The 24,147-nt window shown below is 70.8% G+C and carries 20 protein-coding genes; 11 read left to right on the top strand and 9 right to left on the bottom strand.

What is annotated here, in order from left to right; all coding sequences use genetic code 11:
- Nucleotides 1-33 precede the first annotated feature (33 nt).
- On the bottom strand, nucleotides 34-771 hold the full coding sequence (locus C6V83_RS00530; protein ID WP_105940742.1) for a pirin family protein: 738 nt from the start codon (nucleotides 769-771) through the stop codon (nucleotides 34-36).
- A 110-nt stretch (nucleotides 772-881) separates the two neighbouring features.
- Here C6V83_RS00530 and C6V83_RS00525 point away from each other — a divergent pair, with 110 nt between their 5' ends.
- The gene (locus C6V83_RS00525) at nucleotides 882-2,513 is read left to right on the top strand and encodes an NTF2-like N-terminal transpeptidase domain-containing protein (RefSeq protein ID WP_105943618.1); all 1,632 of its coding nucleotides are present in this window, start codon (nucleotides 882-884) and stop codon (nucleotides 2,511-2,513) included.
- Between the two features lie 6 nt (nucleotides 2,514-2,519).
- Here C6V83_RS00525 and C6V83_RS00520 read toward each other — a convergent pair whose 3' ends face one another.
- From C6V83_RS00520 to trmB, 5 genes are all read right to left on the bottom strand, one after another.
- Entirely contained in the window at nucleotides 2,520-2,996 is a 477-nt protein-coding gene (locus C6V83_RS00520) for a DUF3054 domain-containing protein (protein WP_105940741.1), read from the bottom strand.
- 46 nt (nucleotides 2,997-3,042) lie between these two features.
- Nucleotides 3,043-4,188 carry a lysylphosphatidylglycerol synthase transmembrane domain-containing protein gene (locus tag C6V83_RS00515; RefSeq protein ID WP_105940740.1) on the bottom strand — a complete coding sequence of 382 codons (1,146 nt, stop codon included), beginning with the start codon at nucleotides 4,186-4,188 and terminating at the stop codon, nucleotides 3,043-3,045.
- 62 nt (nucleotides 4,189-4,250) lie between these two features.
- The gene (locus C6V83_RS00510; protein ID WP_105940739.1) at nucleotides 4,251-7,415 is read right to left on the bottom strand and encodes an MMPL family transporter; all 3,165 of its coding nucleotides are present in this window, start codon (nucleotides 7,413-7,415) and stop codon (nucleotides 4,251-4,253) included.
- Between the two features lie 98 nt (nucleotides 7,416-7,513).
- Nucleotides 7,514-8,173 (bottom strand): NYN domain-containing protein, encoded by a 660-nt coding sequence (locus C6V83_RS00505; protein WP_105940738.1) that lies wholly within the window; start codon nucleotides 8,171-8,173, stop codon nucleotides 7,514-7,516.
- Nucleotides 8,170-9,018: a tRNA (guanosine(46)-N7)-methyltransferase TrmB gene (gene trmB / locus C6V83_RS00500; RefSeq protein WP_105940737.1), complete on the bottom strand. Its 849-nt coding sequence runs from the start codon at nucleotides 9,016-9,018 to the stop codon at nucleotides 8,170-8,172. The genes C6V83_RS00505 and trmB overlap by 4 nt, the downstream gene beginning before the upstream one ends.
- Nucleotides 9,019-9,102: 84 nt before the next feature.
- On the opposite strand from trmB, the gene C6V83_RS00495 reads away from it, so the two are divergent.
- The 8 genes from C6V83_RS00495 (at nucleotide 9,103) to C6V83_RS00460 (ending at nucleotide 17,713) form a co-directional block, all read left to right on the top strand.
- Entirely contained in the window at nucleotides 9,103-9,894 is a 792-nt protein-coding gene (locus C6V83_RS00495) for a hypothetical protein (protein WP_105940736.1), read from the top strand.
- Nucleotides 9,891-10,544: a hypothetical protein gene (locus C6V83_RS00490; protein WP_105940735.1), complete on the top strand. Its 654-nt coding sequence runs from the start codon at nucleotides 9,891-9,893 to the stop codon at nucleotides 10,542-10,544. Before C6V83_RS00495 ends, C6V83_RS00490 begins: the two co-directional genes overlap by 4 nt.
- An 18-nt stretch (nucleotides 10,545-10,562) precedes the next feature.
- Nucleotides 10,563-11,102, top strand: a complete 540-nt coding sequence (locus tag C6V83_RS00485; RefSeq protein WP_105940734.1) for a hypothetical protein — start codon at nucleotides 10,563-10,565, stop codon at nucleotides 11,100-11,102.
- 4 nt (nucleotides 11,103-11,106) lie between these two features.
- Entirely contained in the window at nucleotides 11,107-11,469 is a 363-nt protein-coding gene (locus C6V83_RS00480; protein ID WP_105940733.1) for a DUF6802 family protein, read from the top strand.
- 132 nt (nucleotides 11,470-11,601) lie between these two features.
- On the top strand, nucleotides 11,602-13,428 hold the full coding sequence (locus C6V83_RS00475; protein WP_105940732.1) for a phosphoenolpyruvate carboxykinase (GTP): 1,827 nt from the start codon (nucleotides 11,602-11,604) through the stop codon (nucleotides 13,426-13,428).
- 143 nt (nucleotides 13,429-13,571) lie between these two features.
- Entirely contained in the window at nucleotides 13,572-14,378 is an 807-nt protein-coding gene (locus C6V83_RS00470) for an ABC transporter ATP-binding protein (protein WP_105943617.1), read from the top strand.
- Between the two features lie 4 nt (nucleotides 14,379-14,382).
- Entirely contained in the window at nucleotides 14,383-16,962 is a 2,580-nt protein-coding gene (locus C6V83_RS00465) for an ABC transporter permease (RefSeq protein ID WP_105940731.1), read from the top strand.
- 46 nt (nucleotides 16,963-17,008) lie between these two features.
- Nucleotides 17,009-17,713, top strand: a complete 705-nt coding sequence (locus tag C6V83_RS00460; protein WP_105940730.1) for a hypothetical protein — start codon at nucleotides 17,009-17,011, stop codon at nucleotides 17,711-17,713.
- A gap of 6 nt (nucleotides 17,714-17,719) precedes the next feature.
- On the opposite strand, the gene C6V83_RS00455 is transcribed toward C6V83_RS00460, so the two are convergent.
- On the bottom strand, nucleotides 17,720-18,466 hold the full coding sequence (locus C6V83_RS00455; protein ID WP_105940729.1) for a class I SAM-dependent methyltransferase: 747 nt from the start codon (nucleotides 18,464-18,466) through the stop codon (nucleotides 17,720-17,722).
- A 30-nt stretch (nucleotides 18,467-18,496) separates the two neighbouring features.
- Here C6V83_RS00455 and C6V83_RS00450 point away from each other — a divergent pair, with 30 nt between their 5' ends.
- Nucleotides 18,497-19,663 carry a glycosyltransferase family 4 protein gene (locus C6V83_RS00450; RefSeq protein ID WP_234353804.1) on the top strand — a complete coding sequence of 389 codons (1,167 nt, stop codon included), beginning with the start codon at nucleotides 18,497-18,499 and terminating at the stop codon, nucleotides 19,661-19,663.
- Here the strand turns inward: C6V83_RS00450 and C6V83_RS18455 are convergent.
- Both C6V83_RS18455 and C6V83_RS00440 read right to left on the bottom strand, forming a co-directional pair.
- Entirely contained in the window at nucleotides 19,597-21,606 is a 2,010-nt protein-coding gene (locus tag C6V83_RS18455; protein ID WP_199832556.1) for a hypothetical protein, read from the bottom strand. The genes C6V83_RS00450 and C6V83_RS18455 overlap by 67 nt on opposite strands.
- A gap of 75 nt (nucleotides 21,607-21,681) precedes the next feature.
- Nucleotides 21,682-22,593 (bottom strand): HpcH/HpaI aldolase/citrate lyase family protein, encoded by a 912-nt coding sequence (locus C6V83_RS00440; RefSeq protein WP_105940728.1) that lies wholly within the window; start codon nucleotides 22,591-22,593, stop codon nucleotides 21,682-21,684.
- A gap of 178 nt (nucleotides 22,594-22,771) precedes the next feature.
- Between C6V83_RS00440 and C6V83_RS00435 the strand changes: the two genes are divergently transcribed.
- Complete coding sequence (locus C6V83_RS00435; protein WP_105940727.1) at nucleotides 22,772-24,022, top strand: polysaccharide biosynthesis protein; 1,251 nt, start codon at nucleotides 22,772-22,774, stop codon at nucleotides 24,020-24,022.
- Nucleotides 24,023-24,147: the final 125 nt, after the last annotated feature.

The following is a 24,147-nucleotide window of genomic DNA, read 5'->3' as shown; positions in this document are numbered from 1 at the left end:
GAGCGTAGCCGGGCCCGCCCCGTGGAGGGCCCGTCATTCGCCGAGTGCGCTGTGCATCGTCCAGAGGAGGATCTCGGTGTCGGTGAGCGCGGTCAGCACCGAACCGGCGAATCCGGTGGCACGTAGGGTGTCGGCGGTCTGCAGGACCGTGCCCTCGACTTCGGCGGCGCCGGCGGTGACGAACAGGTGGGTGTACGTGCCGGCGGGCACCGTCGCGCGTTCCCCGGCGGCCAAGCGGGCGACCCACAAAGTGGCGCCGGCGTTGCGTATCCGGATGGCCGAATCGTGCGCGGGGTCGCCGGAGGCGAGCGGCAGGAGACCACCGGCAGCGAGCTCGGAGGAGACGTCGCGTTGTTCGTACGACGGGTCGAGGCCGGTCTCGTCGGGGAGCAGCCACATCTGCACGTAGTGGACCGGTTCGCTCGCCGCGGCGTCGGCCGTCGGGCCGCGGTCGTTGCGTTCGGAGTGCAGGATTCCGGTGCCGGCACTCATCCGCTGGGCCAGTCCGGGATGAATGAGGCCGCTGTGGCCCCGGGAGTCCTGGTGCACCAGGGTCCCCGACAGCACCCAGGTGACGATCTCGGTCTCTCGGTGCGGGTGCGTGTCGAAGCCCCGGCCCGGCGCCACCACCTCATCGTTGTGCACCAGCAGCACGCCGTGGTGGGTGTCGGCCGGATCGTAATGATCACCGAACGAGAATCCGTGGCGGGAGGTGAGCCATTCGGTGACGGTGACGGGGCGATCGGCGGCCCGGACGACGTGCGCAGACATGGTTCCATTATCGGCCGATCCGGGCGTAGACCGGATCGTGACCACTTAGACGCCGGAACGTGAACGCGGGCGCTGGCCAAGGTCGCGTTACTACAGTGAAGATTGTGACCATGGGTCTGCGGTTCCGGAGGGTGGTGGCGGCGTGCGTCGTCAGCGCTCTGGCCGCGGTCGCTCTGGTCGCGTGCGGAAGCGACGACGACAGCGAGCCCGCCCGCGCGGCACGTGCGTTCACTGAGGCGATGTCGGCCCAGGACGTGCAGGCCTCCGCCGAGATGACCACCTCGCCCTCGCAGGCCGCGGAAGCCCTCGGCGTGAGCTTCGCTGGCATGCACGCGCGCAAGGTGGATGCGAAGGTCACCGAGACCGTCGAGTACAGCGACGGCACCGCGTCGTTCAACATGAGCACCACCTGGCGGTGGGCCGACGACCGCGACTTCTCCACGACGACCAGCGGCAGCCTCCGGCGACTGTCCACCGGCTGGAAGGTGCAGTGGGATCCGGGCCTGCTGCACACCGGCCTGCCGGTCGGCGGACGCTTGCAGATGATCCGGACGGACGCTCGGCCCGCGCCGACGGTGCGCAGCGTGTCCGGCAAGTCGTTCATGCAGATGCAGCCCGTCAACGAGATCATCATCAACCCTGCGGCGACCAGAAACCTGCAGCGCTCGGTCGACGCGCTGGCCGCGGCGATCAAGCCGATCGCGCCGCTGGTCACCGCGAGGGTGATCAACGACAAGATCGTCGCCAATCAGGGCGGTGAGACCGTCACGGTGACGCTCCGCAATCCCGACATGAAGATGCTGGCCTCCGACCCCGAACGGATCGTGGGGGTGACAGTGGTCCAGACGGGCATGCTGGTGATGACCGACCGCCGACTCTCCACGCCGCTGTCGACCGGGCTGACCAACTACTGGCAGGCGCTCCGGGACGCGACCGCGGGCTGGCAGGTGCAGCAGGCGGTTCCCGGCTCGCCCCCGATCAAGCTGGCCGGTGAGCAGGGCGGCCCCGCTCCCGACGTGATGACCACGATCAACCAGAACGAGCAGCTGACGCTCGGGGACGCCGCGGTGGAGGTGGCGCAGCCGGCGACGATCATGAGTTTCGATGCGCGCACCGGCGGGATCCTGGGCATGGCGCAGAACAGCGCCGCCGACGGCAATCGCGTCGTCGCCGACATCGCCTACCCGACCGGAAGCACCCTGGACCCGGTCTTCTCCGCGCTGGATGCGGCGTCCGAGAACGACGGCGAGGCCACCGAGAAGATGCACAAGCTCGGGCTCGGCGTCACGTTGACCGTGCCCGGGGTGGTGGCGCCGCACCAGAAGGCCGAGGGATCGGTGTCCGCGGCTGCGTTCGCACCGCAGGACTTCGCCGCCACCATGCTGAACATGGGGACGCTCGGCGTCTCGGTGGCCCGGTCGCTGGCCGGGCAGCACGACTCCGAGCCGCCCGACCTCATCAAGGGACCGCCCACCAAGGTCACCGGGGGACGGCTGGGTGCGATGGACCGGGAGGTGACACGCCGCATCGCCGCGGCGATGGCGGCCACCGCACGCACCGGCGACGCCAGCGAGATCACCGGTGCCCCGGGCCTGCGGGCCCTGGTCGGCACCAACGGACCGGAGGGTCCGGGCTGGTTCGTCGGGATCTCCGGAGGCAAGGTGATCGTCGTCTACTGCGAGGGCCAGCGCTCGGGCACCGCCGCGCTGCAGGTGGCTCAGAAGTACTACCGGATCTCCTGACCCGCCTCAGCTGCGGATCCGGCGGCCGCCCAGGATGAGGGCGATCACGCGCCAGCCGAGCAGCAGGACCGCCGTGGCGATCGACGCGACGATGACGAACGCCGTCGCGACGCCCTGGTCGGCCACCCAGCGCAAGGCCATGCCCACCGCGACGGTGCCGACCCAGATCACCACGCCCGCCGGGAAGACCCGGTGCGGCGCCCATCGGGAGCCCTCGGGGGTCGTCGCTCGCGGTCGGCGGGCGGCCGCGGCGAGACAGAACAGCCAGCCGACGGCGAGTCCGGCCAGGAACGGCCACAGGGCGTTCAGGTAGCCGGTCACCGACGCCGCCTCGTCGTGCGTGGACCTGCCCACCGCGATGAACACCGCCACGGCTGCCACGTCGAGCACGGCAGACCCGGCGAGCACGGGGCGGACGGGAGAACTCGGTGTGGTGGCAGAAGGCGGGGTGGACGACTGGGGGCTGGACGACGGCGGGGTCATGAAGGCAACGCTAGCCGGTCCCGGTTCGCCCGCAGGGCGAGGCCGGTCAGTCCCGGGCAGCGGTGCTGCCCGATTCCTCCCCGTCCTCGGAGTCTTCCTCGCGCTCCATCTCGATCCGGATCTCCTCGCGCGAGGTGATCGCATGCCGGTAGCGGAAGGCGATCACCACCCAGCCGACGAGGGCCACGAGCAGCCAGCTGATGATGCGGTAGATGATGATCACCATGATCGCGTCGGGACCGGTCATCCCGGCGCTCACCAGTGTCGGCATCATCACCGCCTCGAACACGCCCAGACCGCCGGGCAGCAGCGGAATGGCGCTGCCGGCCGCTTTGCTCGCCGCGTAGGCGACCATCAGGCCGGCGATCCCGGGCTCGGCGCCGATGGCATAGCACGCGAACGCCAGGCACGCGACGTCTGCGATCCAGTTGAACAGGCTCCAGCCGAAGGCCTCACCGGCGTCCCGGCGGCCCAGTTTGACCGCCCGCAACTGCTCCAGAACCCGGCGGAGGCGAGCGGTGCCGTGGTCGGCGGGTTTCTCCCGGAGCCGGTTGATCCAGCCCAACACCTGTCGGCCGACGCCCTCCAGCGACTCCGGGCGGCTCGCCAGATACTGCATCACGACGACGAAGACGACGAATCCCGAGATGCTGAAGATCACCGAGAACGGACTGGTCTTGGCGCCGGCCAGGAAGGCGCCGCCGAGGCCGAGCAACGCCAGCCCGACGCCGGCCAGCAGGCCGGACATCACCAGTTGCCACGACGCGGCGATCGGCGTCGCACCCCACTTGCGGCTCTCCCGGTAGATGAACGCGGGCGCGAGCACCTGACCGCCGGGCATGGTCTGGGAGATCGAGTTGGAAGCCAGGATCACCGCCAGCGACTCGCGCTGGCGGACCCGGACGCCGGCCGAACGCATCAGGACCCGCTGCACCTGGGCGGGCGCATCCATCGACAGCATCGAGGCGACGATGCACGCGGCGATCCACCACCAGTGGATCTCCCCGATCCGGGACCACGCCGGGGAGAGATGCGGCCACACCAGGACCAGCTCGACCGCCAGGATGACGACGACCAGCAGTACCCCGCCGAGCTTGAGCCACCGCCGCCATGACCGGCGGGATCCGCTCGCCGGGACGTCGGCCGAGTCTCCGGCGGCGACGCCGTCGGAGTCGGTGGTGTCGTCGGCCATACGGACGACCCTAGTGGGACCTTCGGCCCCGACACCAACTCCTCCGACGGACGACGCGCCGTTCAGTCGTCGTCGGAACTCGTCTCGCGGCTGCGGCGCAGCAACTCCTGCACGCTGATCTGGTCCTTGCGATCTTGTCGTCGCCCACGGGAGACCGGCGGCGTGCTCGGCAGCTGATCCAGACCGACGTTCGGATCGAGCGGGTCGGCGGGACGGCCGTACTGCGGAGGGATCCGGTTCGGTCCGGTCGGGGTGGGGCCGGGATACGGACCGGCCTGCGGTCGCGGCGTGACCGGCGGCTGCGGGGCGGGGCGCTGGGGGCCGGGTTCCGGCTGCGGCCGGACCGGACCAGTTGCCGGCCGTGTTCCCGTTTGCGGCCGGGGTTGCGGTCCGGTGTGGGGCCGCGGCTGAGGTCCGGTCTGCGGCCGCGGCTGGGGTCCGGTGTGGGCCCGGGGTTGCGGTCCGGTCGCCGGTCGCGGATGCGGTCCGGTGTGGGGGCGAGTCTCCGGCCGCGGCGCGGGCGCGGATTCGGTCGGCTGGGGCCGCGGGCGAAGGTCCCGGTTGCCCAGGCGCACCCCGCCGGCGCCGAGTCGCCACGATCCGGTATCGGGTCCGGTGCTGCCCCGGCGCAGCGGGGCCTCGCGTGCGGGTTCGTCGTCGACCAGGTCTTCGAGGTGTCCCTCGGCCAGGTGGTTCTCCGGCGCCGCGGTGGCCGCCGAGAACTCGCCGGAGTCGGCGGGCTCGTCGCCGGTGGTCTCGTCGTCGTCCCGCTTGCTGCGCAGCGCCAGACCGCGCAGACCCCTCGGTTCGGCCTTGCCCGCCGGGGTCCGTTCACCGGTGCGCGGCTGAGCCTTGAGCACCGTGGTCTCGGCCTGCGCGACGGCCACCACCGTGCCTGCGCTGGTGGTGCCGGCGGCGACCACCGCCTTCTCCTTGAACTCCGGCTCGTCCTCGAGCACCTTCTCGCCGAGGCCGATCTTGCGCTGCAGCTTCAGCATCCACTTCGGCGACCACCAGCAGTCGTCGCCCAGCAGCTTCATCACCGACGGCACCAGCAACATGCGGATGACCGTCGCGTCGAGGATCAGCGCGGCGATCATGCCGAACGCGATGTACTTCATCATCACGATGTTCGAGAGACCGAACGCGCCGGTCACCACCACCAGGATGGCTGCCGCGGCGGTGATCAGCCGGCCGGTGAGGGCCGTGCCGTCCCGGATCGCCTCGGTGGTCGACGCGCCCTGCATCCTGGCCTCGACCATGCGCGAGAGCAGGAAGACCTCGTAGTCGGTGGACAGGCCGTAGACGATCGCGATGATCAGCACCAGCATGGCCGCGAACAGCGGACCAGGGGTGTAGTTCAGCAGCGACGAGCCGTGGCCGTCGATGAACATCCACGTCAGAATGCCCAGCGTCGAGCCGAGGCCGAGCGCCGACATCAGCGCCGCCTTGATCGGCAGGATCACCGAGCCGAATGCCAGGAACATCAGCAGCCCGGTCACCAGCACCAGGGTGATGGCCATCAGCGGGAGTTTGGACATCAGGGAATCGATCGAGTCCTGCGTCAGCGCTGGGGTGCCGGCCACGTAGACGATGACGCCGTCCGGTTTCTCGATCGCCCGCAGTTCCTTGATCGCCTCCGGCGCCGTCGTGCGGTCCACCAGGCCCGCCGACATCTGGGTGACGCCCCATCCGGTCTCGGGGTCGCCATAGATGCCGTCCATGCCGCCCAGGTCCGCGGACGGCGAGAACTGCTTGGTGAAGCCGGGGATCTGGTTGGCCTGGGCCGCGATCTCCTCGATCTTGGATCCGGCGTCGGCGTCGTTCTGGTCGTACAGGACGACGAGTTTGAGCTCTTCGGTGCGTTCGGCCGGGAAGTAGCGGTCGAAGTCTTCCTGCGCCACGCGGTGCGGATCGTTCGGGGGGAGGAACTTCTCGCTGATACCGCCGAAGGCGATGTTGCCGAACGGGATGATCAGGGCCAGCAGGAGCAGCACGGTCGGGACGGCCGTCTGCACCGGGTGCCGCATCACCCAACTCGACAGCTTGCCCCAGAAGCCGCCGATGATCTCTTCGCGGGTCTTGGTCCGGTTGAGGAAGGGCACGCTGAGGGCGTCGACGCGGCGCCCGAGGATCGCCAGGATCGCCGGCAGCACGGTCACCGACAGGAGGGCGGCCAGGACGATCGAGGCCATCGCTCCGTAGGCGACCGACTTCAGGAACGCCTGCGGGAACATCAGCAGGCAGGCGAGGGCGGCCACGATGATGGTGGCCGAGAAGACGATCGTCTGACCCGAGGTCATCACCGATCTTCGGACCGCGGCCTCCACGGTGTATCCGGCGGCGAGTTCTTCCCGGAATCTGCTGACCATGAACAGGCCGTAGTCGATGGCGATGCCCAGCCCGATCAACGTGACCACCGACTGAGCGAAGATGTTCAGCTCGGTGACCTGGGCGAGCATCGTCATGATGCCGAGCGAACCGGCGATGGTCAGCCCGCCGATCAGGACGGGCAGCACCGCGGCGACGATGCCGCCGAACACGAACAGCAGCATCAGGGCGACGATCGGCAGCGCGATCACCTCGGCGCGCTTGATGTCCTCGTTCATGCCGTGACTCATGGCGCCGGCGACCGGCTGCAGGCCCGCGGTCTGGAAGGTGGTGCCGGGCATGTCGTACCGCTCGGCGAGGTTCTCGAAGAACGGTTCCACCTTCATGTAATTGTTCAGGATGGTGGTGTCGTCGTTGCCGACGATCCCGATCGAGATGAAGCCCTTGTTGGCCTCCCGATTCCACATCCGGTCGCGCTTCATCTGCTGCGCGGCCTCTTCGGCGCCGTTGGTGCCCTCGGGGAAGGGGTCGATCAGGCCGGCGCGGGAGTGGTCGTCGGGGCCCTCAGGCGCCTCGCGGCTGATGATCCCCTCGTTCTGCTCGACCATGTCGTCGACGATCGTCTCGATCTTGGCGGCGAACTCGGGGTCGTCGATCGACGTGCCCTCGGGCGGGGTCACGATCAGCAGCAGGTCCGACTTGTGGTCGCGGCCGAGCGCCGTGTCGGCGACGACGGAGCCGGTCACCGACTCGGACGTGGGGTCGAACCAGCCGCTCTGGGACAGATACTTCGGCAGTTGCATGCCGTACAGCCCGAGCCCGCCCATGAGGGCGATGAGCACCACGATGACCGTGTAGCGCATCCGGTAGACGAATGTGCCGATGGATCCGAACACGTCGGTTCCTTCCTTCCGCGGACAAGACCCCGAGCGGCATTCTCTCAGGTCGTCCTGAGAAAACGCAGCAAGCCCGGGCCCGAGACCGCTCTCGGGGGTTACTTGAGCAGGGTGGAGAGTGCCCGGAACGGAGTGAGCCAGGCGCCCTCGTCGGGGAGCGAGTCGAGACTGATGCGCGGCAGCGGCTCCCGGAAGACGGCGGGGATGTCTTCGAGGTCGATGAACTCGAGCTCGGTGGCCGTCGTCGCCCAGGACGCGTGTTCGCGGAAGCCGATGACCGTGACCGGGACCCCGGCACGGGCCAGTTCCAGGAGCGGCTCGCGGAACGCCTGGCCGTCGGCGGAGGCCACGAACACCCCGGCCAGGCCGGTGGTGTGCTCGCGCAGGGCGATGTGGTCGAGCATGTCCTGGTCGACGTCGCTGTCGTCGGTCAGCTTCGGTTTGGCGAACACCGCGAAGCCCACGTTGCGCAGCGCGTCGACCCACGGACGGACCACGTCGGCGCTGCCCGGGACGATGTTGGTGAAGACCGTGGCCTCGGGTTCGATCGGCTCGTCGGCGCCCTCGGCGAGATCGGTGGTGCGGCTCAGCAGCCAGCGGCCGAGCGCGTCGAAGCGCGGGCGGTGGGCGGCCGTGGGCCGGCCGCCGAGGATTCCGCCGAGCCCCATGTCCATGTTGGGGGCGTCCCACACCAGCAGAGCTCGCTTGGCGTTGCCCACGCCGGCGACCGTCGTGGCGAAGTCGGGCGAAGGTGTCATGCGCCGTCCTCTTCCCTGTGCGGTGCGGTCTCATCCGGCCGAGAGTCGTCCGGCGCCGTGTCCGGTGGCGCCGCCTTCGGCTGCGGCTTGACGTACACGAACTCGTTCACGCCCCGCCCTTCGCGCTCGGCGCGGCCTTCGAATTTGGTGGTCGGCCGGTCCAGCAGGATCGGCGAGTCGTATGTCAGCGGTACGACGTGCGGACGGTCCGGATCCTGTGTCGCCAGGAGCTCGGCGATCCAGCCGGCGTAGTCGGCGTGATCGGTGGCGATGTGCAGGATGCCTCCGGGCCGGAGGCGGTCGGCGATCAGCTCGATGGTTCCGGACTGCAGAAAGCGGCGTTTGTGATGGCGCGACTTGGGCCACGGGTCGGGGAAGAAGACGCGCACACCGGCCAGCGAGTCCGGGCCCACCAACTCGGTGAGGACCACGGTCGCGTCGCCGCGCACCATGCGGACGTTGGTGAGGCCGCCCCGGTCGATCAGGCCGAGCAGCTGCGCCAGACCCGGCTGGTACACCTCGACGGCCACCACGTTGCTGTCCGGCTCCTCGGCGGCCATCGCGGCGGTCGAGATCCCGGTGCCGCTGCCCACCTCGATGATCAGCGGCGCCTCGCGCCCGAACCAGGCCGCGGCGTCCAGCGGGGGTTCTTCGGTGCGGTCGGGCCCGATTCGCAGGTCCCGACCCAGGTCGGGCCACAGACGCTCCCAATTCCGGCGCTGCCCGGGGGTCAGGGTGCCGCGCCGGAACCGGAAGCTCGTGACGCGCGGGTACAGGCGCGAGCGGTCGGTGTCGCGGCGCTGCTCGGTCTCCGAGTCGGTGTTCACTACACCATCGTCGCGCATCGGACCTCGTCGCCGGAATCCGACACCCGAATCCGCCGCCCCCGCGTACCGTGGCGACCACACGACCTTGGGGGAGGTTGCGGCATGGGGGAGTTCGCGCAGGCGTGGCCGCCGGAGCTGGCGGCACGGCTCGATGAGGTGGAACGACGACGACGCGCGCCGCTGCGCATCGTGGTGACCGGTCACCCCGGCAGCGGGCGGGCGACGATGGCGGCGGCGCTGCAGAAGTGCTTCGGCGTCGACGCCGCACCCGGCGACGGGTCGGCGCCGCCGGGTGCACCGCCGGCAGATCTGGCGGTGCACGTGCTCGGCGCCGGCGTCCGAGCCTGTGATCGCGAGTTCCTGAGTGCGCTGGCGGTCCCCGCGGTAGTGGTCTGCGGCAAGGCCGATCTGCGGGGCGGCGGTGAGGCGGTGCGGAAGGCGGAGGGCGCCGCGGCGCGCGAGCTCGGCCGTCTCGTCGTCGGCGTCTCGGGCCTCCTCGCAGCGGCACCGCACGAACGTCAGATGTCCACCGAGTTGTGGACCGCGCTAGGCGTCTGGGCCGAAGCCGGCGTCGGGGTGCCGGTGCTCGCGGCCGCGTTCGCCGAGGACGGTGATCCCGCCGAACATCGTCTGCGCACTGTCGCGCTGCGCGAGTTCGGTGCGGTGGGGCTGCGCGTGGCTCTCCGGTACCGCGCGGCGTGTCGCGATTCGGACCCGGACGGGTTGACCCGACGGCTCGTCTCGCTCAGCCGGGTGCCGTTGCTGGCCGGTCCGATCCGGGCGTGCGGGCCGGCGATCGCCGCCGAGCGCGAACGCCGTCGTCGCCGGGACATCTCCCTGCAGGCCGCGCGCGGCCGGGGCCGCGACCTGATGGAAGCGGAGCTGGTCCGATGACCGGCGACGTGGCGGGCGTGCCGCCGGAGCGGCTGCCGGTCGTGCTGGCGGGTCTGGCCGGCGCGCAGCCGGGTGTGCTCGTCGCCGGGCTGGCGGCGGAGGGAGTGCACGGGACCGTCGTCGTCGGAGAAGCGCAGACACCGCCTCCGACGGCCCGTGCCGCGGTCCTGGCCGTGGACCTGACCATCGATGCGGGCAGCGCCGAGGAGGAACTGCTCGCGGCGCTGCGGGCGACCGGCGCACCGGTGGCGCTGGTGGGCGCCGGGGCCGGCGCCGATGCCGACTGGCCGGGCCGGCTCGCCGCGGCGCGGCGCCGTCTCGATCCGGCGCGGCGACTGCCCGTGTTCGCGGTGTCGACGGATCTGCTGCGCGCGGGAGACCCGACGCGCAGCGGACTGCCTGCGTTGGCCCGGTGGTGCGCGGATCCGGGACCCGCGGCAGGCCCGGATCCGTCGGCGGCGCCGGCGCGGGACCGCGTGCGCCGGGACGGGCGCGCGGCGGATCCGGCCCGCGAGGGCGCGGCGCGCCTGGCGGGTGCGCGGGCGGGCCTGGCGGATCTCCGTGGCCGGCTGGCCGTCGACCTGCGGGCCGGTGCCGCGCAGCTGACCCGACGGATCCAGTCGGCCCGCGGCCCCGTCGCGACGGAATAGCTGACCGATGCGCTGACGATGTACGCCGGGCGCGTCGAGCAGGAGCTGACCGCCGGCCTGGATCACATCCGGGCGGCCCTGCTGGTCGGCCTGCCCGCCTCGGACCCCGGTGTCCGCGTTCCCGGAGGCGCAGCTCGAGGACGCACTCCCGGTGGGCCGCCCTTCGCTGCGCGGATCCGGCCGCCGGAGGTCACGGCGCGGTCGGCGCAGCTCGCGGCGGAGGACCTGGTGTTACTGGTGCTCGGCGCCTCGGCCGGCTTCGGAGTCGGCCGGATGCTGGTCGGTCCGCTGGTGCAGTGGGCGGGCCTCGGGGCGGCCGCCACCGCGCTGACCGTGCTCGCCGGGCTGGCGGTGGCGGCGGGGGTGGTGCTCGTGCGCAGGCAGGCGTCCAGGGCGGCGGCCGCGCGCGCGGCGGCGGTCGAGGCGGTCGGCGGACTGCGCGGGACGCTCGAGCACGCGGTCGCGGCCCGGCTCGGGGCGGCCGAAGCGCAGCTCGCCCGCGAGTTGTGGAACCGAACCGGCCGCTCGTGCGTCCAACCTTCTAGAGAGAAGGAGTGAGCGCATGGGCGACTGGATGGAACTGCCGGATTCGCCGGCCGCCGAGGAGGCTGGTGAGAAATCTCTCAACGGTCTAAGATCCGGCGAGCCGCCGGGCGCCGACGGACTGCTGGCCGACCACCTGGCGGTGTTCGCCGACGGCGCGGTGTGGGATCTGGGTCCGGCACAGATCGATGCGGACTCCGACGGCGTCGCCGATTCGCTGACCAGGGACGTCGACGGGCTGCTCACGGTCTACACCGACACCGACTCGGACGGTCTGGTCGATCGCATCACCGAACTGGACGCGTCGGGCCTCTGCGCGGTGCATGATCTGGACGCCGACACCGGCCGCTGGCAGCCGACCGTCCTCGGTCGTCTCGACTGACCTGCGGAGGGGCCGAAAGTCCCGGCCGGACCAAGGGCATGTGTGGGCGGCCTGCGGGCGGCGGTATCATGACGTGGACTGCGCAGGCGTGGTGAACTGCGCAGAGTCAGCAAAATAAGGAGACAGCTCACAATGACCGCTGCGACCATCCCCGGCCTGGAAGCCGGATCTGCACCCACGAATCATGCCGGCCTGTTGGCCTGGGTTGCGGAGGTCGCCGAGCTCACTGCGCCCGACCGCGTCGTGTGGGTCGCCGGTACCGACGAAGAATGGGATCGTCTGACCACCGAGCTGGTCGAGGCCGGAACGCTCGTCAAACTGAACGAAGAGAAGAAGCCGAACTCCTTCCTGGCGCTCTCCGATCCCGCCGACGTCGCCCGCGTCGAGTCGCGCACCTTCATCTGCAGCAAGACCGAGGCCGAGGCCGGCCCGACCAACAACTGGGTCGACCCGGCCGAGATGCGTGCGACGATGACCGAGCTCTACCGCGGCTGCATGCGCGGCCGCACGATGTACGTGATCCCGTTCTGCATGGGCCCGCTGGGCTCGGACGATCCCAAGCTCGGCGTCGAGGTGACCGACTCCGCCTACGTCGTGCTGTCGATGATGATCATGACCCGGGTCGGCACGCCGGTGCTCGACCTGCTCGGCGAAGACGGGTTCTTCGTCGAGGCGCTGCATTCGGTGGGCGCCCCGCTCGAACCCGGCCAGGACGACGTCGCGTGGCCCTGCAACCCGGAGAAGTACATCGTCCAGTTCCCCGAGGACCGGGTGATCTGGTCGTACGGCTCCGGCTACGGCGGCAACGCGCTGCTGGGCAAGAAGTGCTACGCGCTGCGGATCGCCTCGGCGATGGCGCACGACGAGGGCTGGCTGGCCGAGCACATGCTGATCCTCAAGCTGATCAGTCCCGAGGACAAGGTCTACTACGTGGCGGCCGCCTTCCCGTCGGCCTGCGGCAAGACCAACCTCGCGATGATCGAGCCGACCCTGCCTGGCTGGCGGGCCGAGACGGTCGGCGACGACATCGCCTGGATGCGGTTCGGCGAGGACGGCCGGCTGTACGCGATCAACCCGGAGTTCGGCTTCTTCGGCGTGGCGCCGGGCACCAGCTACGACTCCAACCCGACTGCGATGAAGACCATCGAGGCCGGCAACACCTTGTACACCAACGTCGCCCGCACCGACGACGGCGACGTCTGGTGGGAGGGCATGGGCACTCCGCCCGCGCACCTGATCGACTGGCTCGGCGACGACTGGACGCCGGAGTCCAGCACCAAGGCCGCGCACCCGAACTCGCGCTACTGCACGCCGATGGCGCAGTGCCCGACTCTCGCGCCGGAGTGGGACGACCCGCAGGGCGTGCCGATCTCGGCGATCCTGTTCGGCGGCCGCCGCAAGACCACCGTTCCGCTGGTCACGCAGGCGCGCGACTGGAAGCACGCGGTCTTCATGGGCGCCACCATGGGGTCGGAGCAGACCGCCGCGGCCGAGGGCACCGTCGGCGCCGTCCGCCGGGACCCGATGGCCATGCTGCCGTTCCTCGGCTACCACGTCGGCGACTACCTGCAGCATTGGCTGAACACCGGTGAGCGTGAGGGCGCCCAGCTGCCGGCCGTCTTCTACGTCAACTGGTTCCGCCGCGGCGACGACGGCCGCTTCCTGTGGCCGGGCTTCGGCGAGAACAGCCGCGTCCTCAAGTGGATCGTCGACCGGATCGAGGGCACGGCGAAGGGCGTCGACACGCCGTTCGGCATCGTCGCCTCCCCGGACGAGATCGACCTGGACGGCCTGGACGCGGCCCCCGAGGACGTCGCCGAGGCGCTCGCGGTGAACCCGGCGGAGTTCCAGGCAGAGATCCCGTCGATCAACGAGTGGTTCGAGTTCATCGGCGACAAGCTGCCCGCCACCCTGCAGTCCGAGCTGGACGCACTCGTCGCCCGCCTCGACGAGGCCTGAGCCTCCACGCCACCGCGGCGCCCCCGGACCTCCCCTCGTGGGGTCCGGGGGCGCCGTCGTCGCGGTCGCTCGCGAGCGGTGCGACCCGAGTGGGGGACATTCCCCATCGACAGGCTGGGCCCGGATCTGAAAACGTGTATCTCATGACGCAACCAGCAGAGGTATCGCAGGCCACGGTCGCCGCGGCGGCACAGCAGGTATTCAAGACATACGGTTCCGGCGACACCGAGGTCCATGCCCTGCGCGGGATCTCGATCGCCTTCGGCTCCGGCGAGTTCACCGCCATCATGGGACCCTCGGGCTCGGGCAAGTCGACGTTGATGCACTGCCTGGCCGGACTCGACACCGTGTCGGCGGGTCTGGTCACGATCGGCGACGTGAACCTCTCCGGGTTGTCCGACAACGAGATGACCCGGTTGCGGCGGGACCGCATCGGCTTCGTCTTCCAGGCGTTCAACCTGGTGCCGACCCTCACCGCGGAGGAGAACATCACCCTCCCGCTCGACATCGCGAGCCGCAAACCGGACCAGGAGTGGTTCGACGCCGTCGTCGACCGGCTCGGTCTGCGGGATCGGCTCGGTCATCGTCCGAGCGAACTGTCCGGGGGGCAGCAGCAGCGTGTGGCGTGTGCCAGGGCGCTCGTGGGCCGGCCGGACATCATCTTCGGCGACGAGCCGACCGGAAACCTGGACTCCCGCTCGTCCGGGGAGGTGCTCGGCATCCTCCGCGCCGCCGTCGACGAGTTCGGTCAGACCGTGGTGATCGTCACGCATGATCCGCGGGCGGCCTCGTACGCCGACCGCGTGGTGTTCCTGGCCGACGGCCAGCTGGTGCACGAACTCCGCAAGCCGACCGCCGACGACGTCTTCGCCGTGATGCGCGGCCTCGGCGACGGCGGGGAGACAGCGGATCCGGGCACTGGCGCGGCGGCACCGGGCGGGGAGAACTGAGCAGATGGCTTCCTCCGTCATCCGGAAGGTCTCTCTGAGGAGTCTCGCCGCACACAAGCTCCGCCTGGTCCTCACGGTGTTCTCCGTGGTGCTGGGCACCAGCTTCGTGGCGGCCGCGATGATCTTCACGGCCACCGTCCAGGGTTCGTTCAACAACATCTTCGACAACGTCGCGCGCGGTGTCGCCGTCCAGGTGTCGGCAAGCGACCCGCAGTCGCCGGGTGTCCCGGTCGACCTGGTGGACCAGTTGCGCGACGAGCGCGGGAATCTCGGCATCGACCGCCTGCAGGTCAACTACAGCGGCCCGCTCAGCGTCGCCGACGCCGAAGGCGCGGCAGTGCAGACGGGCGGCGCACCGAGTGAGGGCTCCGGCTACATTCCATCGGACCAGGCGGTCGTCACCGACGACATGAAGATCGTCCAGGGCCGTGCCCCCGAGGCGCCGGGCGAGGTCATCATCAACACCTCGGCCGCCGAGAAGGCCGGTCTCACGGTCGGATCCACGACGCGGGTGGCCCTCGGGGCGGGCACGACGCCTCCGATGGAGGTCACGGTGGTGGGCCTCTACGACCTGCCGACGGCGACCGGCGGGTACGTCAACGTGGTCTTCACCCAGGAACAGGCCAAGGAACTCTTCAGCGACGGCGAGTACGTCCGCTTCGTGGACATGTCCGCGGCGCCGGGCGTCAGCGACACCCAGCTGCGCGACCGGATCGACGCGCTGATCAATCAGATCGACGGCGAGGGACCCGACGCCAAGCCGGCGTTCAAGGTCCGCACCGGCGACCAGGTGCGCGAGGATCAGAAGGCCGAGGTCGCCACCTTCCTGAACGCGTTCCGGTACATCCTGCTGGCGTTCGCGGCAATCGGGCTGCTGGTCGGCACGTTCATCATCTACAACACGTTCTCGATGATCGTCGCGCAGCGGAATCGTGAGCTGGCCTTGCTGCGGGCGATCGGCGCCAGCCGCAAGAACGTCTCCCGGTCGGTGCTGCTCGAGGCTCTGCTGGTCGGCATCCTGGGCGGCGCCGTCGGTCTGGGCCTCGGTGTCGGGATCGCGGCGCTCATGCAAAGCCTCACCGCATCGAGCGGACTGCCGCAGGGCGGTCTCGACGTCGGGTGGCAGGCGATCGTGGCCGCGATCTTCGTCGGAGTGGTCGTGACCTTGCTCAGTGCCTGGATCCCGGCGCAGCGCGCGGCGCGGATTCCGCCGGTGGAGGCGATGCGGATGAGTGCGGCCGAGCCCGGGGCCGGCTCGCTGAAGGGCCGCACCATCACCGGAGCGGTGTTCGGCGCGGTGGGAGTCCTGGCGCTGATCGGCGGGATCTTCGTGTCCGGCGTCGGGGCGTTGCTGCTGATCGCGCTCGCCGCGGTCCTCATCATCGTGGCCGTGGTGCTGGGCGCTCCGGCGCTGTCGCAGCCGGTGGTCGGTGGGATCGGGCGAGTGCTCCAGGTGCCCTTCGGGACGGTCGGGAAACTGGCCCGTACCAACGCGATCCGCAATCCTCGGCGCAGTGCCGCGACCGCCTTCGCGCTGACCATCGGCCTCGTACTGGTCGTCATCATCGGTTCGCTGGGCGCCTCCCTCAAGGGGGAGATCGATTCGAGCATCGACGAGTCGATCACCGCCGACTTCGTGGTCTCCAGCAACAGCGGCGGGCCGATGTCGGCGACCGTGGGCGACGTGGTGGGCAAGGAGGTCCCCGACGCCCAGACCACCGTGGCGTTCGACGTCGTGATGGCCAAACTCGACGGGCTCGACGTGCCGCTGAGCACCGCCGTCGGCGGTCCGGTCAGCGATGTCATGGAGATCGACATGATCACCGGGCAGGAACAGGTCCCGGGCGACGGCATGGCGATCAGTCAGCAGGTGGCCGCGACCCGCGGGTGGGGCGTCGGCGACGAGGTGACCTTCACCTCGACCACCGGGGTCCAGGTGCCGGTCACCGTGTCCGGCGTCTACCAGAACAACGCCGCCCTCGGCGAATGGTTGATCGGCAACGAGGCCTTCGACAAGTTGACGCCCACGCCGTCGTCCCGCATGACGTTCGTGGTGCTGGTCAAGGGCAAGCCGGGAGTGAGTCAGGACGCGTTGCGCGAACAGCTGGTGCAGGCGGTCAAGCCGTTCCTGGTGGCTCAGGTGCAGGACAAGCAGGAGTTCAAGAACTCCTTCACCTCGCTGATCGACCAGATGCTCGCCACGCTGTACGCGCTGCTCGGCCTGGCGCTGGTGATCGCCGTCCTGGGCATCATCAACACCCTCGCTCTGTCGGTGGTGGAGCGGCGTCAGGAGATCGGCATGCTGCGGGCCATCGGCATGAGCCGCGCGCAGGTGCGTCGCACCATCTACCTGGAGTCGACGTACATCGCGATCTTCGGCGCCTTGCTCGGGGTGATCGTCGGACTGGCCATCGGTCTGCCGCTGGTCCACGCGATGCGGCACTGGGGTCTGGAGACCCTGGTGGTGCCGTGGAGTCTGATCGTGATCACCCTGGTCGGATCTGCGGTGGTGGGGGTGATCGCCGCGGTGTGGCCTGCGGTCAGTGCCGCCCGCACCAAGCCCCTCGAGGCGATCACCGAGTAGTCCGGGTCCGGCGGCTCGGTGCGGCGGACCCGGGTATTTTGGTGGGATGAGCGACCCCCGCGACGACCAGCGCCCGGCCACCCGGCGGATGGAGCCCCTCGATCCGTCCGCCGGGTCGGCGCATCAGCCGCCGACCGAGGGCTATCCGGCGCCGTCGCCGGCTCCGGCGTCGGGGGCGTACCAGGATCCCGGCTACCGGGACCCGGCGCCGTACGCCGGAACGACCGGAACCGGAACCCAGCCCGCGGCCTCGCCGCCGCCGAACCGCAGCCGGACGGTGTTGCTGGCCCTGATCGCCGGTCTGGCGCTGCTGGTCCTGGTGCTGGCGGGTTACCTGGTGATCAGCGGGCCGGGGTCATCGGACTCCGACGACGCGGCGGCGGGGGCGGACAGCTCCACCACCGCGCCGTCGGCCACCACCGAGTCGACCGCGTCGTCGACGACGACCAGCCAGACGACCAGTGAGAACACCCGCCCCACTGCTGCGCCGGGAGCCGTCACCTACCAGTTCACCGGCAACGGCAGTCTGATCGGCGTCCGCTACCGGGACGGCTCCGGCGAACAGGTGGTGGCCGCCGCCGGTTCGCCGTGGTCGGTGCGGGTGACGCTGCGCCCGTCGGCTTCGGCCGAGGTGACCGGCATCGTCGTGAACGGTGCGGTGACCTGCAACATCTTGCACGGGGAGGAACTGCTGGCCTCGTCGACGAGCCGCGGCGGCCCGCTCAGCTGCAACGCCACGGTGCCGGACTGAGCACAGTCAGCGCTTGCGCAGCACCATGACCAGATTGGTGGCGGCGATCTCCCGGACCACCGGGATCTTGATCACCGGCCACGCCCAGCGCGGTAGATAGCGGGGGAATGCGGCGACCAACTCGGCATCGGTCGTCCGCCGGGCCCAGTCCAGGCCGGCCTGCGCGGTGATCGGGAACAGGGACACCCCGTAGAGGTTCTTCGGCAGCCTGCCGTGCCTGCGGGTATACCACCGGGCGGCCCGGTGCCCGCCGAAGTAGTGGGTCAGGCCCATCTCGTGGCCGCCGAACGGCCCCCACCACAGCGTGTAGCTGATGATCACCGTGCCGCCGGAGCGGGTCACCCGGACCAGTTCGTCGGCCATCTCCCACGGCTGGTCGGTGTGCTCGGCGACGTTCGACGAGTAGGCCACGTCCACGCACCCGGTCGCCAGGGGCAGGTGCTGTCCCTGGGCGCGGATACAGGTGCGGTGATCGATGCCCGCGGCGTGCATCTCGCCGGCGTCGGGCTCCACGGAGAGGTAGTCGGCTCCGCGCCGGGTGAAGGCGTCGGCGAAGAACCCCGGCCCGCCGCCGACGTCGAGTACTGCGGCGCCGGTCAGCGGCTCGGGGTGCAGTGCGGCGACCATCTGCGCGGTGTCCTCGGCGAGGGCGGAGTAGAAGCGGTCCGGGTCGCTCTGCTCGAAGCCGAACTCGTGCAGCAGGGACCGGGCGCGGCGCCAGGTGGCATGGCGGGCGAAGGCGGACTCGGGCATGCCTGACACTCTCGCATACGCTGGATCCTCGTGAGTGTTCCCACCGACCAGCCGCGGCCGGCTCCCGGCGCCGAGGTGCTGCTGCTGTGCTGGCGCGACACCGACCATCCCCAAGGCGGAGGCAGTGAGCGCTACCTCGAGCGCGTCGGCGCGGAGCTCGCGCGCAGCGGCTGCCGGGTCACCTATCTCACCGCCGCTTATCCGGGCGCGCCCCGACTGCAGATGCGAGACGGCATGCGGGTGCTCCGCGTCGGGGGCCGCCTCACGGTGTACCTGCGCGTGCTCGGCATGCTCCTGGGTGCGCGGCTCGGCGTCGGCCGGCTGGCCGGTTATCGGCCCGACGTGGTGGTCGACACCCAGAACGGCGTCCCGTTCTTCGCGCGGCTGGTGGTCGGGGCCCCGACGGTGGTTCTGGTACACCATTGCCACCGCGAGCAGTGGCCGGTCGCCGGGCGAGTGCTCGCCCCGATCGGCTGGTTCATCGAGTCGCGGCTGTCGCCGCGGGTGCACCGCCGCTGCCGGTACGTCACCGTCTCGCTGCCGTCCCGCGACGAGTTGGTCGCGCTCGGCGTCGACGCCGAGCGCATCGCGGTGGTGCGCGGCGGCATCGACCCGGTGCCCGACGGCGTGCACGACGAGGAAGAACCCGCCCGCTCTCGCCGACTGATCGTGGTCTCCCGTCTGGTCCCGCACAAGCAGGTCGAGGATGCGTTGACCGTCGTCGCCCGGCTGCGGGACGAGGGCGTCGGTGTGCACCTGGACGTGGTCGGCGACGGCTGGTGGGCGCCGGAACTGCTGGCGCGCACCGCCGAGCTCGGGCTCGACGACAGGGTGGAGTTCCATGGCCACGTCGACGAACTGACCAAGCACCGACTGCTGGCGGTCGCCGACCTCCATCTGATGCCGTCGCGCAAGGAGGGCTGGGGACTGGCCGTGATCGAGGCCGCCCAGCACGGCGTCCCGACCCTCGGCTACCGGAGTTCGGCAGGCCTGACCGACTCGATCGTCGACGGGCAGACCGGCCTGCTCGCGGACGGAATCGACGATCTGACCGCGAAGACCGCGCGGTTGATCGGACGGCCGGACGAGGTGCGCCGCCTCGGCGACGCCGCGCGCGACCGCGCCGCCGGCTACTCCTGGCCCGGCACCGCCGCCGAGTTCGCGGCGGTCCTGCGCGAAGTGACGCGCCGCAGCTGAGCGCTCAGCCCGGCGATCAGCAGGAGCAGCCAACCGCCGTGCGTGATCGCGGCGGCGGCCCATGCGAGCGGAGTCGGGGCGGGGAAGTCACCCGGACCGGACACCCGGTAGACGGTGAGATCGTCGCCGTCGAAGACGCGTTCGGCATGGTGCCCGCGCAGCGCCGAGACGATGAGGTCCCGCGGCGCAGCCACGGCCCCGCTGTGCGCGGTCTTCTCGATCACCACCCAGCTGACACCGAGATCGGCCAGTGCGGCGGGGAGACCACCGCGCGCGATCTCGTCGATCACCCGCCGGCTGCGTTCCGGCGGTGCGTCGACGGGTTCGCCGTCGACCAGCAGGGCGCTGCCCAGGATCACGGGTGCGTCGAGCATGCGGGGCAGCGGCGACAGCGACGGCCCGTTGTTCCACGTGTAGTGCCGCATCGCGCCGGACGGCACCACGGCGGCCGCGCCCGTGCTGTGGCCCACGAGCGCGGTGACCGCCGCGTAGTCGCTCGGATACCGGATCGGGCGCAGTTTGCCGCCGACCCCCCACGCGAGGTCGGGCAGGGGAGCGACGACGAGGAGCATGACCAACGCGATCGTGAACCAGGTCGGCACCCATGCTCGGAGTCGTGCCGCCGCGGCGGCCGCGGCGAGGGCGACGAACGGGATCGCGAGGGCGAGGTACTTCTGGGAGTCGCGCAGCAGTCCGGTGCCGGGGACTCGGGCGAGGAGGAACTCGACGACGGCCAGACCCGGCCCGGTGGCCGCGAGCGCGGTCAGCAGAACGACGATCCCGGCGAGCACGGCCAGCGCGCGCACGGCCGGGAGCAGAGCGGTTCGCCGCCGCCACAGTGCGAAACTTCCGAGCGTCACGACGATCAGCAGGCAGGCGGTGGCCACGGCGGCCCACCAGAACGTGCGGCTGGCCGGCACGGCGTCGGCATTCCAGATTCCACCCAGGCCGAGGACGGAGCCGAAGGTGCCCAGGCCGGTCTCTGCGCGCGCCGCGAACTCGCGCGCCCCGCCCACTCCCGACGTGCCGCCGTCGCTGAACGCCGTCGCCACCAGCCACGGGGAGGCGGTGAGCACCCAGAGACCGATCACTCCGGCGAGCAGGCGCGCCTGACTCGGGGGCCTTTCGACACGCGCCTCGGCTAGCGCCTCGGCCCGGCTCAAGGAGCGATGAGGGTCGTGTCCGCGGTCGCGGCGTTCCCGCGTAGAGCGATGGGGGTCGTGTCCGCGGTCGCGGCGTTCCCGCGTTGAGCGTGGTGTGGTGTCGGGGTGGGCTGCTTCGCTCGTTGCGCGAAGGGTGGTGTCGGGGACTGTTTCTTCGCTCGTTGAGCCGGGCGAGGCGCCAGCCGAGACCGAGTCGAAACGCCCTGCCGGGGACAGCGCTGCCACCACCGCGACGATCACGCCGAGCACCGAACCGGTCGGGGTGAACCCCGCCGCGGCCAGTAGTCCGGCGAGTACGAGCCACGAGGCCCAGCCGGGGCGGACGCGAAGGTCCAGCACGGCACACACGATCCAGCCCAGCGCGGCGTAGCCGGTCAGCAGACTCCAGTGACCCTGCAGCAGCCGCTCGGCCACGAAAGGATTCCAGATCGCCACGATCGCCGCGGCGACCACGCCGGCGGTGCCGCAGCCGGGCACCAGCCTCCCGGCGAGTCGCCCGTAACCGACCCCGGCGAAGAACAGGGCCAGCGCGGTGACCGCGGCGAGCAACAGACCGCCGTCGAGAACCTGCGAAGCCAGTGCGATCAGCGCGTCCTGGGGCACCGCGCGCGGCGGCGTGCCGTCGATGCCGAAGGCAGCCGCGGTCAGCGGCGAACGCGGGGTGGCGACGGCGTCCCGATGCAGCAGGTAGCCGCCGAACAGAGGAGCGCAGATCGCCGCGCTGAGCAGGGCGCTCACCGTCCACAGCGCCGCGCGATCTCGACTTCGCTCGATCAGCATGGCGGCTCGATCAGCATGGCGGCTCGGTCAGCACGCGCCCGATCAGCAGGTGAGATCACGGCCGTGCCAGGGGCCTCAGTAGTGGAAGGTGTCGGTCGGCGGAGGACGGTGGTCGTCGTCGTACTCGCTCGACGTGATCCCGTACGACCGCGCCAGGTCCAGGATCTTGGTCGCCCGCGCGATGCGCGGCAGGTCCGAACCGTTGCGGATCTCGCCGCCGGCGGCCTCGAACTCGGCGAAGAACTCCCGCGCCCAGCTGATCTCGTCCTGGGACGGGGACAGACCCTCGTTGACGGTGGCGCACTGGTCCGGCGTCAGGCAGATCTTGCCCGTCATGCCGAACTCGGCGCTGACGGCCGCGGCCTCGCTGAGCTTCAATGCGCTGGAGCCGACCGTCGGGCCGTCGATCGCCGACGGGAGGTTCGCGGCCTTGGCCGCGATGGTGAAGCGGGACCGGGCGTAGGCCAGCGTGCTGGGATTCTCCCCGAAACCGGTGTCGCGGCGGAAGTCGCCGATGCCGAAGGCCAGCCGGAAGGTGCCCTTGGCTGCGGCGATCTCGGTGATGCGCTCCAGACCGCGAGCGGTCTCGACCAAGGCGACGATCGGGACGTCGGGGAGGCGTCGTGCGGTCTCGGTGACGTGGTCGACCGACTCCACCATCGCCAGCATGATCCCGCCGAGCGAGGTCTTGGCGAGAGCGTCGATGTCCGCCGCCCACCAGGGCGTGCCGAAGCCGTTGATCCGGACCCAGTCCGAGTGACCGTCGTTCATCCAGCGGACCACGTTCTCGCGCGCGGAGTCCTTGTCCTTCGGGGCCACGGCATCCTCGATGTCGAAGACGACGATGTCGGCGCGCGAATGCGAGGCGTGCTCGAAGCGTTCGGGTTGCGCGCCGTTGACGAGCAGCCAACTCCGCGCCAGCACCGGATCGATCCGGGAGCCGATGTCGCTGGGATCGATCTCGGTGGGGGAATCGGTGTCGTACATCGAGTCTGTCGCCTGCTGTCTTCCGTGGTCACTGCTGCTCGACGTCCGCCGACGGGCAGGCGCCGTGGCCGATAACAGGCCGTTAGCAGTCTATACGGGCCGCCGACGAGTGCGGTTCGCAGTCGTTCGGCGACTCCGGATTGCGGCGGGGAGACCGGGACCGGGCAGTATTGTCCGCATGACAGCGGTCGACGGCGGGAGTGGGCGTTCGACGGTCCGTTCCCTCGGAGTCGTGACCGCAGGCTCATTGGTGGCCAATCTCCTCGCCTACGTCGTGCAGGTGCCGGCCAGCCGGATCCTCGGCCCGGCCGGATACGGCGAGTTCGCCGTGCTGCTCGCGGCGATGCTGGTGATGGCGGTCCCGGCCCTGGCTCTGCAGAGTGTGGTCGCTCGCGAACTGGTCCGTGGAAGCGACCGTCGAAGGCTGTGGCGGTTGATCGCGGTGGTCACGGTGATCGTCGCGGTGGCCTCGGTGGGCGCCGCATTCGCGATGATGGCGATCGCCGACACCGGCGCCGGTCCCGCGTTCGCGGCGATGGCCGGCGCCGCTCCGCTCGCGGTGATCGCCGGAGGCCAGGGGTTCATTCAGGGAGACGGCCGATTCGGATTGCTCGGCGGCGTCCTCGCCGGCGTCGGTGTCCTGCGCAGCGTGCCGGTGATCGTCGCCGTGCTGCTCGGCGGCGGACCGGCCGCGGCCCTGGCGGCCGGAACCGTCGGCACGGCGGCGGCGGCGCTCGCCGTCGGGGTGGTCGCGTCCGGCGGGTGGTCACGGGTCGGGCGAAGCGGCGTTCCGGACCAAGCGGGAGGTGCGGCGCCGGATTCGGCGGGCCGCGGTCGAGTGTCGGCGACGTCGGTGCTGTGGGCGTCGGGTGTGCAGTTGGTGATCATCGTGGCCGTCTCGATCGATCTGCTGCTCTCGCGCACGGTGCTGAGCGCCGCCGACGCGGGTGTCTACGCGCTCGGAGCAGTCGCGACCAAGGCGGCGTTCTGGCTTCCGCAAGCCGTCGGCGTCGTCGTGTACCCGCGTCTGGCCGATCCGCTGCGCTCGACTGCGGCGCTGCGGTCGGCGTCCCGCGTACTGGCCGGAATCGGCGCCGCGGTGACGGCGGCCGCGGCTGCGGCCGGACCGCTGGTGCCCGTCGTGGTCTCGGCGGACTACCGCCCGATCGCAGGTCTGCTGTGGCTGTTCGCGCTCACCGGCGCGATGCTCGCCGTGCTGCAGCTGCTGCTGCTGGCGGCGATCGCCCGCGATCGCTCCCGGGGCGGCCTGCCGGCATCGGTGGTGCTGCTGATCGAGGTGGTGCTGATTCTGACCCTCGCCGACTCGGTCCTGTCGCTCGCGGTGATCGCCGCGGTCTGCGCGGCGGTGTCGGTCGTCGTCACCTATCGGTGGATCGCACTCACCGGCGGAGCACCGCAGGACAGCTGACTCGCGGTGACCGGGTCGAGAAACGGGTGCCCGGCACCGCAACCTCGATCTGGCATCCACAGCTGACGGTGCTGAGCGAAGCCGGGGTGCCGGGCCCCCGTGTCTCGGATTCGCCGGGTGCCTTC

Origin of the sequence: Gordonia iterans (genome assembly GCF_002993285.1) — a bacterium.
Taxonomy (GTDB): domain Bacteria; phylum Actinomycetota; class Actinomycetes; order Mycobacteriales; family Mycobacteriaceae; genus Gordonia; species Gordonia iterans.
The sequence above is the reverse complement of the archived record's forward strand: the minus strand, read 5'-3'. Positions and strand labels throughout refer to the sequence as shown.

What these genes read in the sequence shown, in the direction of transcription:
- C6V83_RS00460 (WP_105940730.1), top strand. Translation starts at nt 17,009, where the DNA reads ATGAGCGACCCCCGCGACGACCAGCGCCCGGCCACCCGGCGGATGGAG.
- C6V83_RS00435 (WP_105940727.1), top strand. Translation starts at nt 22,772, where the DNA reads ATGACAGCGGTCGACGGCGGGAGTGGGCGTTCGACGGTCCGTTCCCTC.
- C6V83_RS00480 (WP_105940733.1), top strand. Translation starts at nt 11,107, where the DNA reads ATGGGCGACTGGATGGAACTGCCGGATTCGCCGGCCGCCGAGGAGGCT.
- C6V83_RS00520 (WP_105940741.1), bottom strand. Translation starts at nt 2,996, where the DNA reads ATGACCCCGCCGTCGTCCAGCCCCCAGTCGTCCACCCCGCCTTCTGCC.
- C6V83_RS00475 (WP_105940732.1), top strand. Translation starts at nt 11,602, where the DNA reads ATGACCGCTGCGACCATCCCCGGCCTGGAAGCCGGATCTGCACCCACG.
- C6V83_RS00505 (WP_105940738.1), bottom strand. Translation starts at nt 8,173, where the DNA reads ATGACACCTTCGCCCGACTTCGCCACGACGGTCGCCGGCGTGGGCAAC.
- C6V83_RS00485 (WP_105940734.1), top strand. Translation starts at nt 10,563, where the DNA reads ATGTACGCCGGGCGCGTCGAGCAGGAGCTGACCGCCGGCCTGGATCAC.
- C6V83_RS00490 (WP_105940735.1), top strand. Translation starts at nt 9,891, where the DNA reads ATGACCGGCGACGTGGCGGGCGTGCCGCCGGAGCGGCTGCCGGTCGTG.
- C6V83_RS00530 (WP_105940742.1), bottom strand. Translation starts at nt 771, where the DNA reads ATGTCTGCGCACGTCGTCCGGGCCGCCGATCGCCCCGTCACCGTCACC.
- C6V83_RS18455 (WP_199832556.1), bottom strand. Translation starts at nt 21,606, where the DNA reads ATGCTGATCGAGCGAAGTCGAGATCGCGCGGCGCTGTGGACGGTGAGC.
- C6V83_RS00465 (WP_105940731.1), top strand. Translation starts at nt 14,383, where the DNA reads ATGGCTTCCTCCGTCATCCGGAAGGTCTCTCTGAGGAGTCTCGCCGCA.
- C6V83_RS00525 (WP_105943618.1), top strand. Translation starts at nt 882, where the DNA reads ATGGGTCTGCGGTTCCGGAGGGTGGTGGCGGCGTGCGTCGTCAGCGCT.
- C6V83_RS00470 (WP_105943617.1), top strand. Translation starts at nt 13,572, where the DNA reads ATGACGCAACCAGCAGAGGTATCGCAGGCCACGGTCGCCGCGGCGGCA.
- trmB (WP_105940737.1), bottom strand. Translation starts at nt 9,018, where the DNA reads ATGCGCGACGATGGTGTAGTGAACACCGACTCGGAGACCGAGCAGCGC.
- C6V83_RS00455 (WP_105940729.1), bottom strand. Translation starts at nt 18,466, where the DNA reads ATGCCCGAGTCCGCCTTCGCCCGCCATGCCACCTGGCGCCGCGCCCGG.
- C6V83_RS00440 (WP_105940728.1), bottom strand. Translation starts at nt 22,593, where the DNA reads ATGTACGACACCGATTCCCCCACCGAGATCGATCCCAGCGACATCGGC.
- C6V83_RS00515 (WP_105940740.1), bottom strand. Translation starts at nt 4,188, where the DNA reads ATGGCCGACGACACCACCGACTCCGACGGCGTCGCCGCCGGAGACTCG.
- C6V83_RS00495 (WP_105940736.1), top strand. Translation starts at nt 9,103, where the DNA reads ATGGGGGAGTTCGCGCAGGCGTGGCCGCCGGAGCTGGCGGCACGGCTC.